Raw genomic sequence first — 13,617 nt, forward strand, 5'->3', positions numbered from 1 at the left:
CGTTTTTGCATTTCCTGATCATCAATCCTATTGAACAGCCCTCTATTCTGAAGGTGATAAAATGAGAGTAAACATGGGCTCCGGCTCAGCCGGCGAGACACAAACCTACGATGCCGAGGGACTGATCGCAGCCGCCGAAGCACGTGCCAGACACTATCAAACGTTACGGGATCAATTCCATAGCTTACGCACCGCATTCCAGCAAATCGCCGGACTCGGCTCCGATTTCCAGGGTATGGGTGCGGATGCGATTAAAGAATTTTATGCCGCTCAAGTCACTGTCGCCGATAGCTGGCTGCGGCTGATTGACAAGAAGATTGCCTATTTCCAGGGCGTTGCCGGGACCATTGAGGATAAGCATCTTGGCGGAGACACAAAGATTCATGTATCTTTTCTGAACGAGGACTTGTCAGTCGGTCACGCACGCTCCAAAGAAATGGTGCGCGAGCAGCGTGAGGACATTGCCAGGATCCTAAGCAGCATCTCTGATCTTGTACCGATCCATGTCTTTTCCAACCACGACGTCGATCAGGCCTTAGACGCTGCCGATAAAAAGCGTGCACAAACAGCGCTCGATGTTCAAGACCTGGACCAGTCTCTGACCAGCGAATACCGGCAAATCAGTGAAGATCTGCCGCACATCCAGGCACTGTATGAAGCACTGATCCAATCGACCCGCCAGGGCGCAGACGTGCTGCCGATGCATTTCAATGCAACCACCTATTATGACAGCAAAGCTTATCAACTTGAGGAGAATAGGACAAAGGAAACATATCTTTACCTTAATTACAAGGCTCAGCAAAAAGCAAAGTACCACCGGTTAAGGGGCAAAACAGCTTTTCCCGCTGACCGTCCAGCAGCAAAAAAATTGAAACCAAAATTAAGGCTTTACGTGAATAAAGCAATAGAAGACCATAAAAAAGGAAAAATCAGCAAAAAAACACTTGATTCCATTCTGTCCGGAATTCTTAATACAGGGACCGCTTTTATACAAAATTCTATTGAAACAAAACTAACCAATAAAGTTTCAAAACAAATCGCTTCTTCTGTAATCACATGGATACAGAAGAATACGACTCATTTTGTAGATCGCGGTTTGGTTGGTGCCACAATTACTGGAGGAACAACCACCATTCGTGAAGCGCCTGCCTTATTAAGCAGTGCAATTAGAACCGGCGCCATCTATGGTGTGCCAGTCGTGGGTTCTGCAATAGACTTTACAGTACAATTGTACCGTGGCGAAGATACCAAAGACGCCGCAATCAAAACCGGGGGTCATGTTGGAGCAGGGATGGTTGGTGCTGCAATTGGATCGGCAATTCCTATTCCAATTTTTGGATCAGCTGCTGGATTTGCTATAGGTGTCACTGCTTCTATGGCTTTTGATTGGTTATATGATCATAAAGACGATATTGCTCATCAATTAAAGAAATTAAGCGAAGACGCAGCTCATATAAAAAAGAAAGTTGTTCACTCAATAATGGACAATGGTAAAGAAGTTGGTGAAGCAGTCTCTGGTTTCTTTGGGAACTTAGGTTCTGCATTCAATTGAAAACAGGAAGTGAAAAAATGGCACGTCGACTCATTCCTTTTTATCGAGAAATGGGCAAAAACAATCCGGGATTTACGCTCTTTTTGGATACAAACTCCGGCAAAGTTTACAAAGCATACCATAAAAAAGTGAATCAGCTGATCTATTGGGTAGCCTTTGTACTGGTTCTTGCTTTGCTGAGAAGCATCCAACCGCTGAACCTGCTCACGGACACCCCACTTGCTTTGTCCATTCTGCTCCTTTTAGAATTAACAATCAGTTTTTTTATTGGTTATAAACTTTATAAATCCTACTATTTTAAAGAATTAAAAGAAGTATTTTTTGACCAGACGATGCTTCAGGAGTACATCATTTCCGGTAAACGTATGCTTAAAATTGATTTGATTGCTACTGTTAGTTCATTTGTCGTTTTTGCGCTCGCTTTAGCATTGTTTTTACTCACCTATTGGATTATTTGGTACCTATTATCATTCCTGATGCTTGTACTTACTGACTATATGTTATGCAGCTTCTCTCGAGATCGATTTAAACTGTACAAACGCGGGTGACCCATTAACCACACCATTGGTTAACAAATACTTTGAAAAAAAAGGAGAAATCACGACATGAAGGTATTGCCTATCGGAAGTGTCGTTCGTCTGAAGAATGGCGATGTCAAACTGATGATTTTAAACCGAGCACCCCTTTACAATAAAAATGGAGTCATTGGATACTTTGACTATTCAGCTTGTATCTATCCAACCGGTAAAGTTGAGGAACAGGTCTATTTCTTTAATCATGAAAATATAGAAGAAATCTATTTCAAAGGTTACATAGATGAAGAAGAGGAATTATTTCAAAAACAATATCAGTTGAAAATGAAAGACATCCCCTATGAAAGGTTTCTAATAGAGGGGTAATTTTTAGAATTTACAGATATTAACATATTTATGGCCAACAGATTCGCTTAAAGATCCAGTAGATGCAGGTAAATACAGTTTGCGAATTTATCAACCTAATCCTTATTTCTTATCCTTATTTCTTAAAAAACTTCGACAGATACAGTTAATCACTTTTACCGATGCGTCATGTGTCGAAAAAAGACACACAGCCCATCAATCATCTGCCGGTAAACGCAACCAAAGCGACGATCCTAGATCAGGAAATTCAGTATGGCATACGTGACGGCGCAAAAGACGCGGTTAAAGACACCGTCATGGGCTTATGGGAGGCAGCAACAAATCCGGTTGAGACGCTCAAAGGCACTTGGCACGCAGTGACCCACCCAATTCAAACGGTGTATTTGTCAACTGAAAAATCCCCCGGATTTAAAATCTAAGTGCAACACATCAAGATTACACAAATAGGCCATGGAGACCTAAACTTAAAGTGGCAAAACTCTAAAGAAAGGAAATCTCCATGACCCAATCTAAGAATAGCACTGCCGAGCATTACCAACAACTCACACCAGAAGAAAGAAGCGCAATTGAAGCGTATTTGAACGCTGGTAAGTCAAAAGCCGAAATCAGCCGTCTGCTTCATCGCAGTCGCAGTACCATCTCTCGCGAAATCAGGCGGGGCAGGGTTCAACAGCGTAATTATGACTACCTCTTTGTCTATCGATACTACGCTGACACCAGCCAGCTCTTTCATGAACGGGCCCGTCAAAAGTGCCATTCTAAGGGCTTAGAAGAACGCTGCTGGTTGTTCTTCAAGATGTTCACAAAGGCGCTCAAACGGCGTCCGCGGATTGAAAGTGTGGACAGTTATATCCATGTCTTCAAACAGGCGCATCCAGACAAGCCCTGTCCATCAACGCCGACCGTTTACCGCTACATTGATCAAGGCCGGTTAGGCGTGAAGAACATTGATCTGCCGGCCAAACTGAGGCGTCATGTGAAAGCCAGTCACCACAATCATTCACGTAAGAATCAGCGCCTGGCTGGCACCTCAATTGAAGAACGGTCAGACGTCATCAACGACCGGAAACGCTTTGGCGACTGGGAAGGTGATCTGGTTAAAGGCAAGCGCCGGGCCAGTGAACCAGCTCTCCTGACGTTAACTGAACGACAGTTACGTTATGAACTGATTGTGAAGATTCCCGACTACCACGCTGACACCTGTTTGAAGTATCTTCAAAACGTTGTCGACAAGCAGCCTGAGCTCTTTAAGACCATCACCTTTGACAACGGTTCTGAGTTCAAACTCTTAGATCAAGTCAAGGGCCCTCAGGTCTACTTTGCCCACCCTTATTCACCCTGGGAACGAGGCAGTAACGAGAACCAGAACGGTCTGATCCGGGAGTACATCCCTAAAGGCCAGTCACTACGTGGCTTCTCTAAAGATGCTATTGCTCAGGTTCAAGAGGCACTGAATCAGAAACACCGCAAGGCGCTCAGCTATGCTAGCGCCGCCGAGCTTATTGAGGCCGCGCTGGCAAGCTAGCTCACGGCCTGACTCCATGGTTGTTGCGCTTGATTTGACATTCCGGGTTGAAAAAAATGATTAATAATAGATTATTTTTTAATCCTAATTGGAGTATGGAAGACATAAGTAAGTATTCTGAGATTGCTTACAATGATTTATTGTATTTGTCAACTGAAAAATCCCCCATATAGTCATTTAAAATTCCCCCACCCAACTTATTAAGCTCATGGGGGAATGGGATAGAGTTCAACCGATTTGTTGCTGCTCCATCCAAGCTTTTGTTTCTTTCATTCGATAGGAATTGCCATTCATATTGACTAAATACGCCTGATGCGTGAGTCGATCAATCATCGCTGCAGTCATGACGGGATCCTGAAAGATTTCGCCCCATCGTTCAAAGGATAAATTTGTTGTGATGAGGGTAGACTTTTGTCCTGCCCGTAGTGAAAGATGAGTAAATAAGAGTTCTGCCCCTTCCTTGTCAAAAGAGATATAGCCCATCTCATCCAAAATGACCAAATCATATTTTTTAAAGCGGGTTTGAAAGGCGCGAAGCGTCCGTTCTGATCGACACTCTTTCATATAATTAATGAGCAGGGGAACCGTCGTAAACCAAACGCTATACCCTTCCTCACAGGCTTTGATGCCAAGTCCAATAGCTGTATGGGTTTTCCCGGTTCCGGGATTGCCGGCTAAAATAAGATTTCTTCCTTCCTGGATGAATTGAAGGGTTCTCAGTTGTTTGTATTTCTTTTGGGCATCCTCCGGCAAGTCCTGAACGGACAGATCTTCCAGATATTTTTTGTATGGAAATTTAGCGCGTCGAATGCGATTAGCCTGTGCAGTCTGCCTTCGGGCATCCCATTCCTTTTGCAGGAGTTCTGCTAAAAAGGCTTCATAATTGATGTCACGGATCACCGCATCATTAATCTGTTCCTTAAAGCATTCACGAATCGTCGGTAATTTAATATCCTTGCAATACTGGTAAATTCTATCGTTCACGTTGTTTGACTTGTTCATACGCATACCTCCTCATGCTGTCCAACCTTTGTCGTGTTGAATAATTCGTCATAAAGTCTGAGATGCCGTTCTGCCTGACTTGCAATGGATTGCGTTTCCTCTGATGTGAGCGGGGGAACATCCTTGGGTATTCGATTTTTTGCACAGACGGCTTTAATCTTATCGGTCGTTACATGATTCGGTCCCATTTGTCTGAGCTCCTGAATGCTCTGTTCAATCTCCGGCAGTGTAGCTTTTTCTTTTAAATAATGAATCAGTTCTATAAAATCACGCTCACGGTTGATATAATGGGTAGTGTAGATATTTCTGATTTTGGGATCTGCCTGTTGCAGTGCTGCGCTACCAGCTAATGCACCGGGCTTTTTCCTTAGGGTCTCAAGGTAGTGCTCAATCTGAAGACCCCATTCATGACAACCGGTCAGTAGTTTGTGCTCAGCGACTTTTTGTTCGTTATAGAAACAGTGAATCCGATTCGTATAAATTTTAACCTGAACCTGTTCACCCACTAAATGATCTGGAACCGAATAGTGATTTTGATCAACCACAACCGTGGCATATTTGTCTACCCGCAATGTCGCGTATCGAGCGGCGTCAAAGGGCTCAGGCAGACGAAGGAAAAAGGGACGTTCAGCCTCCAGAGCCACTACAGGTGTCTGATCGTTATATGATCGCTCCTTTTGATTTAATCGCATGCAGACTTGATACAAATAGCTATTGGCTTCCTCGATGCTTTCAAAGGAATCTTGAAAGGCAAACGCTTTCCTACGAATAACTTCCACGCTCCGCTCAACATGCCCCTTCTCATTTCCGCGTCTTGTATTACAGAAACGAAAAGTGAATCCATAATAGATCGACAGTTTAAGCAGACCCTCGGTCGGCTCTTTTTCATTCGGCCCGACAAAACGTTTCACCGCCACACGCATATTGTCGTAAACCATGGTATGATAGACACCACCCACCTCTTTGAAGAACATCGCGTGTGCTTCTTGAAAACACTCCGTTTTTTGTTTTGAAAACAAGTACGCCATGCGAAAATTGCCATAAGCAGACGTAAACACGGCCATCTGAAACGTTCTCAGCTTTCCTCCAATCTTTATTTTGACTTCACCCCAATCAAATTCACAAATGTCCCCTGGAGTATAAGACCCTTTAATATAAGCATCCTTCACTTTTTTCTCGATGGATCGAACGGTTCGAAGAACCGTACTGTAACTGATAGGAACACCTCCTGCCTGCAGCGATTCGAAAATATCCATCGGTTTCTTTTGTTGCTTATGGAGCCCCTGTTTCCGTTTGTTCTCATTTTCCTTAAGATGACCCCGAATCATTTGTTCAATCTCATCCGTTACAACGCGCTTTTTTCGATTGTTCACGTGATACCTTGGCTTCTCAACTAACTCCTGGATTAATTCACCTCGATCGACCTCATGATCAACCTTTTGAAGCTGTTTCAATTTCTCCTCGTAGTCATGGATATACTTCCGAATGGTTTTTCGATCAACCCCCGTTTCTCTCGCAATCTCTCTTTGGGATCGCCCCTCCCTCAAATACATAAGTAAAATGTCTTGTTTCTGCATCAAAGCAATCATCTTCCCATTCTCCCCACAAAAGAATTTATAGTCTGTGGGTTTATTATAATAGAGTGGGGGAATTTTCAGTGACTATCCTGGGGTACTTTTAGATTACTATATACAATTTATTACGTCGCGGCAAAACAGGAAATTTAACCTATAAGATAAATGGTGAAATTTTGAATGTATATATTCATTCTGACGGTACTTTTGGTACAGTGTATGGAACTCATAAGTTCACTGTTCAAGAAATTAGAAACATCAATAATTAACCGGAGGGATCAAAATGTTTCACATAAACTATAAGATATTTAATCATATAGTAAACGAAGTAAATGAGCTTAGGGGGGCAGATGGATACTTTCAAATACAAGTTGGTGATTCAAAGTATGGTCTAATGCTTACAGAGGACCTAGATGCTTTTTCTGTTTCAGTATACTGGTGGTTTATCTATTTTTTAGAAGCACTGTACCTTATTCAAAGGGAAGATCAGGTATACATAAGTGATATTGAAACACCTCAAGTATGGATTGAGCTAAAGAGAATAAACAATGATAAGCTGCTAATTAGTGAAGCCCATGCAACTAAGCCTGAAGGAAGCCATGCCGTTGTCTGCACTATTTCAAACAAGGTGACCTATCCTGCCTGGAGCGGAAAACCTGTATTATTCACTGAATTTAGAGATGAACTATTAACAAGTTCAATCAGCTACTTAAATGATTTATATAAAATAAACGCGAAAAGTCACCCCAATCTCATAAAATTGAAAACATTAATAGATAAGGTGAAAAAATAAAAAATAATATCATATAAAAAAACTCAGACTTTAACTGTCGTTTGTCTTTACCTTTAGATGCAGTCACGTGTCGAAAAAAGACACACAGCCCGTCACTCCTCTGCCGGTAAACGCAACCAAAGCGGCGATCCTGGATCAGGAAATTCAATATGACATACGTGACGGCGCAAAAGACGCGGTTAAAGACACCGTCAGCGGTTTATGGGAGGCAGCGACAAACCCGGTTGAGACGCTCAAAGGCACCTGGCATGCAGTGAACCCACCCAATTCAAACGGCTGACCTCATCAAAAACGCGTTGGTTCAGTCGTTTGATAAAGAGATGGTGCACGGCAATGCCTACACACGCACAAGATGGGTCACCTATGCCCTTACCACGCTGGCAGTCTCTGTTTTCGGTACAAAAAGCGTTGATAAAATCAGCAAAACAGCCAAAGCTGGAAAAACAGGCGAAGCAGCAGGCAAAGCAAGCACTGCCATTAAAACAACACGAACCAGGGGAACAGAATGGGTGAATCAAAAACTGGATCAATGGCGCCGCCCGCTCCCAGAAGGCTGGAAAGTCCTTTTTGTATCTAATCAAAATGCAAGGTTATGTACTTTTAGGCTGCATAACTCTGTACTTTTATTTTGCCATACACAAGACATTCAAGACAGTATCACTATCTGTAATTCCAAAACCATGTATTGTAATCATCTATCAAATGATCATTTGGGGTGTCTAAACTAACTTTGAGATTTCCTATCGGAATATAACGCCTCTTTCTTCCAATTTTAACAGAGCAAATAAGTCCGTAAAAATCATCAATTTCTTCATCAAGTCCTGTAACCCTGACTTCGTACGTCTTCGCAGACAAAAAACCCGTTTCACGTTCGTAACTGGCCGTGAACGGAAAAACAAGATGATCTTTCAAATAGTTTAAAAATGTTTCAAGCGTTTCACCTGTAACCATGGGAAGATCGTTATCATACCCGATTTTTCGGAAAGAACGTCTCTTAATATATCACTTACTCTCTTCTCCCATTCATCCTTCATCTATTGACCTTCTTTCACCGCGATATGGGCCATCTGCTATTTTTTCTCCTCACAGTGGGGTTTCCCCTCACTTCCCACAGCATTTCTTATACTTCAGTCCACTGCCGCAAGGACAAGGATCATTCCGTCCAATTTTGTCAACTTTAACGGGCTGATGACTTGATTCGAGATGATATGTGCTCTTCGCTAATTCTTTTTCCCATAGAAGTTGTTCCTTCTCCCCGTTCTTATCAAAACATGCCCACCATTCCATTTCAGCAATCGAATCCTCAATGAATTGAAAGTATGGGTTATTTCTGGATTGATTAAGCGTTTCCTCTTTAGTGGACTGTAAAACGCGTTCTACATCCTTCAAACCGATCACCATCGTATCTACGCTGCCTTTCGCGTAAACACGTTTTATAGAATCATAGGTTTCTTGCGGATACAAGTCCGTGCAACAGTTGATAATATGGGCATTAAAATAGTAATGTTCATCAGATAGTTTTTCCGTGAGCAAACTTTCAAGATACTTGACGATCCTTTCCCTCTCGATCTGTCCATTCAGGGCAAGGATGACCAGTGCGCTGAGACCTTGACCGCGCGCAAACTCATCTAACTCTTTATTCTCGATCAGTTGCTGAAGCATTTGAATGTCTCCATTATAAACGGACGCAAGCATACGACTTGTTCCTTCGGTAAGTACGTCTCCCAGTATCAAATCAAGTTTATCATCCGGAAGGTGCAGAATTTTCACTAATAATGGAAATAGTTCTTTGACACGGAATTGCGATAACAGATATAAAGCATAAATAAGATCTATTCGCTTCTCTTCATACTCATCAGGATGTTTGACAACTTCTTCGACGATCTCAATAAGAAACGGAATGGCCTCGTCTTTTCTTTCAATGATTTGCTGCAACTGATCTTTCGGAAATGTTCCATTATAATACTTGATGGACTCGATTATCTGTTTCATTTGCTCATGATCCTTTCACATATGTATGGGGCCGCCAATACATTTTTTAACAAAGTCTGATGAAAAAATAGAGATAAAAATGGTAGTCCGAAAATCTATTACCGTTTCCTGGGCCCTCATCTCTCTGTTATTTTTTTGCGACACACACCATTCGGCATGGAACGACTGGCATCGGATTGATGTCAGGTCTCTTTTTTCCGTTTTTCCATTTGGGAGAATATGTCCAACATGATTTTTAAGGCCTTTTTCGTGTGTGGGACCAAATCCACAGTATTTCTATATCTTATATCCATTGGCGGGAACAAGTCAGCATAGTAAAAGATTAAGTCCTGTCATCTCCGGCAGCAGTGGTGAAATTTCACCCTCATCTCCGCAAAATCTTCTCCATTGTCTTGCCTTTCGCCAATTCGTCCACCAGTTTGTCAAGCCAACGAATTTTCTGCATAAGCGGTTCTTCAATCTTCTCGACGCGATGCCCGCAAATCACGCCTGTAATTTTGACGGCGTTCGGATTGATCTGCGGAGCATTGGCGAAGAACGTTTCAAAATCAGTGTTCTTGTCAATTTGTTCCGCAAGGCCTGCATCGTCATACCCTGTCAGCCAGCAAATCACAGCATCCACCTCAGATTTGCTGCGCCCTTTTCGCTCAGCCTTTTGAATGTAGAGCGGATAAACTCTCGAAAATGCCATTTTGTACACGCGCTCATTTTTCATAAAGTATCATCCCTTTTCGCTTCATGTTTACCCTCACCGCGTGATATCGATGAGGTCCCCACCCTGCCCGAACGTCGGCATCTGCCACGAGATTTTCTCTGTCTTCCGGCGCGGCAGGTTTTCGGTTACTTTGCCACTCCGGATCGCCCTTGTCTTATTGCCGGACAAAGTGATCAAGCAATGCACGCACTTCATCGGTTGTCTCTGTGTTCATCAGTTGATTTCTTAGTTCACTTGCCCCTCGAAAACCATGGACATAAATCTTAAAAAAACGATGAAGAGCCTTAAACGGACGCAGCTCTAATTTTTCCGAATAGTGATCACGGAGATCCAGATGCAGCCTTAAGAGATCAAGCAGTTCCATACTGCTATGGTCTTTCGGTACTTTTTCAAAAGCAAATGGATTTTTAAAAACGCCACGCCCGATCATTATCCCATCCACACCATACTGATCCGCGAGTTGCAGACCGGTTTGACGGTCAGGGATATCGCCATTGATTGTCAAAAGTGTATCTGGTGCCACCTCATCACGCAGTTTCTTTATCTCCGGGATGAGTTCCCAGTGGGCATCTACTTTGCTCATTTCCTTCTTTGTACGCAGATGAATGGACAAATTCGCAATATCTTGTCTCAACAGGTGTGTCAGCCAGCCGCGCCATTCATCTACATTCGTGTAACCCAGCCTTGTCTTCACACTTACGGGCAATCCCCCGGCTTTTGTTGCCTGTATGACATCTGCTGCGACTTCGGGACGCAGGATCAAGCCGCTTCCCTTCCCTTTCTTTATCACATTAGCCACTGGACAGCCCATATTGATATCAACACCACGAAACCCCTGCTTCGCCAGACCAATACTCATTTGCCGAAAGTATTCAGGCTTGTCCCCCCATATTTGGGCGACAATAGGCTGTTCATCCTCTGTAAAAGTCAGACGCCCACGCACACTATAGATCCCCTCCGGGTGACAATAACTATCTGTGTTTGTAAACTCTGTAAAAAACACATCGGGTCTGGCGGCTGCACGCACGACATGGCGAAAAACAACATCCGTTACTTCTTCCATTGGTGCCAATGCAAAAAAAGGTCGTGGTAAATCACGCCAAAAATTATCGATCATCGTTACATTCAAATCCTCACATTATATGGGATGCCAGATCAAAAACTTCATCCCCAAAATTGCTTTCTTAACACTTATAGCACGATCAAGCTCACTAAATCAAATGACATACCCTAAATCGATCACTTGAAGGATTTGTGCCTGCAACTGTCGAAGTCGAGTTTAGAACCCGGGATGAACCGTCCGGCTTTTGAAGGACCAGGCCAGGGTGAAGCATGACGTCGCCAGTGTACTTCCGCAATGACTATGAAAAAGTGGTCACACCGGTTGTGGATTTTGTTAGAACGCTTGACGGAATCGATCCATGTTAAAAACATGATGTTTATCGTTCTTCCTTTAATTCATCCAGTCTCTCTTTTATTGCTTCAATAGCCGTTTGATCCCTGGCAATTGTTAAGCCCTTTTCGTATACTTCTCGTGCTTTATGAACATCCTTCTTTTGTCCAAAGAAGTACAAATCTCCCCAGCCGATATAGCCCCAGGGATTGTCAGGAAAATCTTGCACTAACTTCTCAAACTCGGAGTCAGCCTTTTCATATTGGCCTAATTCAGCGTAAGATTCCGCAATGGCACGCCGCATATTATGAATTATCTCACTTTCTTTGGGAAAATAGTGACAGAACTCACGACAATAATTTATTCTTTTTTCAAAATAAACAGGCTTATTCACACCCGCATTATGAAGTTCATCTTCCAGATCCTGGCAAAAATTTCGAATAAAAAAACTGCCTTTATAGTGCTTGTCCAAATAATCTAAGTTTTGGTATTCAGGGTTGATCCTGTCCTTTATTGCCTCCCAGACTGTCAACCATATATCACATGCAGATGTTGCGTTATTTTCATCCAGATACTCATAACCCCTGTCAATCAAGTCATTCATTTGTTCCATGGATAGTTTTTTAGGTGGAGCCAACCTTTCCCATAAAACCCATGCCGCCAGCCAGGGGAAATCTTCATCTCGGCCTTTGATAGTAATCATATATTGATCGAACCAGTTCTCCGAAAGCTCCTCGGCAGAGTAGAACTTTTCAACATCTTCTAAAAATGTTTTCTGTTTAAATGGAATACCAAATCTTTGTAACTTGTGAATGATTTCATTGGTACTTAGTGCGTTCACTTCTTCATAGGTCATAAGCCTGTTAACGGGATTTCTTCCAATTTTAGCCATGCTTTCTTCTCCCCTCTCACGATTTCTGTGACAAATTTACCCTTCATTGTCAAAATATTAAATTTGTTCATCTACCACAATCAAAACCGTTCTAACCAAAATTCAAACCCTCAGCGAGCCTCGGAACCCCCTGGCAGCATAGTAACTCCCTGCTCCATTGTGATACACAAAAACAGTGTCATAGCGACGATCACAAAAGATGGCTCCACCGAGTTTTCTGATATGAGAAGGTGTTTTCACCCAGCTCGATGTTTTAGTATCGAAATTTCCAAGCCTCTGCAATTCCCGGTATTGTTCTTCCGTTAATAGCTCAATACCCATGTCAGCAGCCCTGTCCAAAGCGTTGTTTTCCGGTTTGTGTGCTTTCCTTGATTCCAGTGCCTCGCGGTCGTAACAAAAACTTCTTCGACCTTTAGGACTTTCCGCTGAACAATCATAAAAAATGTATTCGTCCGTCTTTATATCGTGACCAACAACATCCGGTTCCCCCCCGGTTACTTCCATTTCATTGAGGGACCACAGTTTTTCAGTATTCATTTCCAGCTTTGCTTGTATTTTAGTCCATTCGAGTCCTTTATGACGATTCATGTTTTTCTCAAAGCGTGCTTTCAATACACCGAGTATTTCCTCACGGTGTTCTGATGACAGCTTCCTTTTTTCATTATCCACTCCAGAGCTCCTCATTTCCTATTGTTTAGTTACAAATTCCTTTGTAGCAGTGCGACTATCTCAACATGGCTCGAGGGGACAGAATGATATTTCACTATTGCTTTTAGTGGTTAAATGATCAAAGAAAATTGTAAGATTTGATCATTTCATTCCTTGTCCATATTTCTTCGGTACGTTAATTTTATAGAGTTCCGCCCAACGGAAAGAGTTCTCCATTCCATCTTTTGTTGATCTTCAATTGTTGGCAATTCAATAGGCTATGTTACTGATTTTTAATCCTGCAATCTTTTTATCCAACGTGTAAAAGACTCTCTATGTCGCTCATACCACTGGCTTGTAGCCAAAATCTTCATTCCGTTAAATTCAAAAATCTCTTTCCAATAATGGCCATACTTTTCATCCCTAATTTGAACAGAAATATCTTCACCGTCTTTATATTTTCTAAGAAGTGGGTAATCTATTCCCAGTATTTCTTTTGACCATTGTTTTGACAGCATCAAGGTTAATTCTTTATCAGTAAAGCGCCTATTTGATAGCTGCCTCAGTGTTTGGCGGACTAATTCCCCGATTTTTTCCTCATTATTGAGGCTATCATATTGCATAGAATTATA

General features: G+C 42.4%; 17 protein-coding genes. 8 read left to right on the top strand and 9 right to left on the bottom strand.

Annotated features, from left to right (window positions below; genetic code table 11):
* Positions 1-61: 61 nt before the first annotated feature.
* The 5 genes from ABNN70_RS00570 (at position 62) to ABNN70_RS00590 (ending at position 3,976) form a co-directional block, all read left to right on the top strand.
* The gene (locus ABNN70_RS00570) at positions 62-1,552 is read left to right on the top strand and encodes an LXG domain-containing protein (RefSeq protein WP_353948394.1); all 1,491 of its coding nucleotides are present in this window, start codon (positions 62-64) and stop codon (positions 1,550-1,552) included.
* Between the two features lie 17 nt (positions 1,553-1,569).
* Complete coding sequence (locus tag ABNN70_RS00575; protein WP_129930651.1) at positions 1,570-2,100, top strand: hypothetical protein; 531 nt, start codon at positions 1,570-1,572, stop codon at positions 2,098-2,100.
* A 57-nt stretch (positions 2,101-2,157) separates the two neighbouring features.
* Complete coding sequence (locus ABNN70_RS00580; RefSeq protein WP_129930649.1) at positions 2,158-2,451, top strand: DUF4176 domain-containing protein; 294 nt, start codon at positions 2,158-2,160, stop codon at positions 2,449-2,451.
* Between the two features lie 170 nt (positions 2,452-2,621).
* A complete protein-coding gene (locus tag ABNN70_RS00585; protein WP_129930647.1) occupies positions 2,622-2,870 on the top strand; it encodes a hypothetical protein in 249 nt (82 codons plus the stop codon).
* 80 nt (positions 2,871-2,950) lie between these two features.
* Positions 2,951-3,976 carry an IS30 family transposase gene (locus tag ABNN70_RS00590; RefSeq protein ID WP_353948395.1) on the top strand — a complete coding sequence of 342 codons (1,026 nt, stop codon included), beginning with the start codon at positions 2,951-2,953 and terminating at the stop codon, positions 3,974-3,976.
* A 228-nt stretch (positions 3,977-4,204) separates the two neighbouring features.
* On the opposite strand, the gene istB is transcribed toward ABNN70_RS00590, so the two are convergent.
* Both istB and istA read right to left on the bottom strand, forming a co-directional pair.
* Positions 4,205-4,978, bottom strand: a complete 774-nt coding sequence (gene istB, locus ABNN70_RS00595; protein ID WP_353948396.1) for an IS21-like element helper ATPase IstB — start codon at positions 4,976-4,978, stop codon at positions 4,205-4,207.
* Positions 4,975-6,567, bottom strand: a complete 1,593-nt coding sequence (istA, locus tag ABNN70_RS00600; protein ID WP_353948397.1) for an IS21 family transposase — start codon at positions 6,565-6,567, stop codon at positions 4,975-4,977. Before istA ends, istB begins: the two co-directional genes overlap by 4 nt.
* 268 nt (positions 6,568-6,835) lie before the next feature.
* On the opposite strand from istA, the gene ABNN70_RS00605 reads away from it, so the two are divergent.
* From ABNN70_RS00605 to ABNN70_RS00615, 3 genes are all read left to right on the top strand, one after another.
* Positions 6,836-7,345, top strand: coding sequence for a hypothetical protein (locus ABNN70_RS00605; RefSeq protein ID WP_129930643.1), 510 nt, complete (start codon positions 6,836-6,838; stop codon positions 7,343-7,345).
* A gap of 67 nt (positions 7,346-7,412) precedes the next feature.
* On the top strand, positions 7,413-7,625 hold the full coding sequence (locus ABNN70_RS00610) for a hypothetical protein (RefSeq protein WP_129930641.1): 213 nt from the start codon (positions 7,413-7,415) through the stop codon (positions 7,623-7,625).
* Between the two features lie 43 nt (positions 7,626-7,668).
* The gene (locus ABNN70_RS00615; RefSeq protein ID WP_353949471.1) at positions 7,669-8,073 is read left to right on the top strand and encodes a hypothetical protein; all 405 of its coding nucleotides are present in this window, start codon (positions 7,669-7,671) and stop codon (positions 8,071-8,073) included.
* Here the strand turns inward: ABNN70_RS00615 and ABNN70_RS00620 are convergent.
* The 7 genes from ABNN70_RS00620 to ABNN70_RS00650 all read right to left on the bottom strand — a co-directional run bounded on the left by ABNN70_RS00620 (position 8,006) and on the right by ABNN70_RS00650 (position 13,608).
* A complete protein-coding gene (locus ABNN70_RS00620) occupies positions 8,006-8,296 on the bottom strand; it encodes a calcium-binding protein (RefSeq protein WP_353948398.1) in 291 nt (96 codons plus the stop codon). The two genes, ABNN70_RS00615 and ABNN70_RS00620, sit on opposite strands and share 68 nt — an antisense overlap.
* A gap of 150 nt (positions 8,297-8,446) precedes the next feature.
* The gene (locus ABNN70_RS00625; protein ID WP_353948399.1) at positions 8,447-9,337 is read right to left on the bottom strand and encodes a DUF1186 domain-containing protein; all 891 of its coding nucleotides are present in this window, start codon (positions 9,335-9,337) and stop codon (positions 8,447-8,449) included.
* A 364-nt stretch (positions 9,338-9,701) separates the two neighbouring features.
* Entirely contained in the window at positions 9,702-10,052 is a 351-nt protein-coding gene (locus ABNN70_RS00630; protein WP_353948400.1) for a DUF2200 domain-containing protein, read from the bottom strand.
* 154 nt (positions 10,053-10,206) lie between these two features.
* Positions 10,207-11,169, bottom strand: a complete 963-nt coding sequence (locus ABNN70_RS00635) for a tRNA-dihydrouridine synthase (protein ID WP_353948401.1) — start codon at positions 11,167-11,169, stop codon at positions 10,207-10,209.
* Positions 11,170-11,491: 322 nt separating this feature from the next.
* The gene (locus ABNN70_RS00640; protein ID WP_353948402.1) at positions 11,492-12,337 is read right to left on the bottom strand and encodes a tetratricopeptide repeat protein; all 846 of its coding nucleotides are present in this window, start codon (positions 12,335-12,337) and stop codon (positions 11,492-11,494) included.
* Between the two features lie 102 nt (positions 12,338-12,439).
* On the bottom strand, positions 12,440-13,006 hold the full coding sequence (locus tag ABNN70_RS00645) for a DUF4256 domain-containing protein (protein ID WP_353948403.1): 567 nt from the start codon (positions 13,004-13,006) through the stop codon (positions 12,440-12,442).
* Between the two features lie 272 nt (positions 13,007-13,278).
* The gene (locus ABNN70_RS00650; RefSeq protein ID WP_353948404.1) at positions 13,279-13,608 is read right to left on the bottom strand and encodes a hypothetical protein; all 330 of its coding nucleotides are present in this window, start codon (positions 13,606-13,608) and stop codon (positions 13,279-13,281) included.
* Between the last annotated feature and the right edge of the window lie 9 nt (positions 13,609-13,617).

Origin of the sequence: Sporolactobacillus sp. Y61, assembly GCF_040529185.1 — a bacterium.
GTDB lineage: Bacteria > Bacillota > Bacilli > Bacillales > Sporolactobacillaceae > Sporolactobacillus.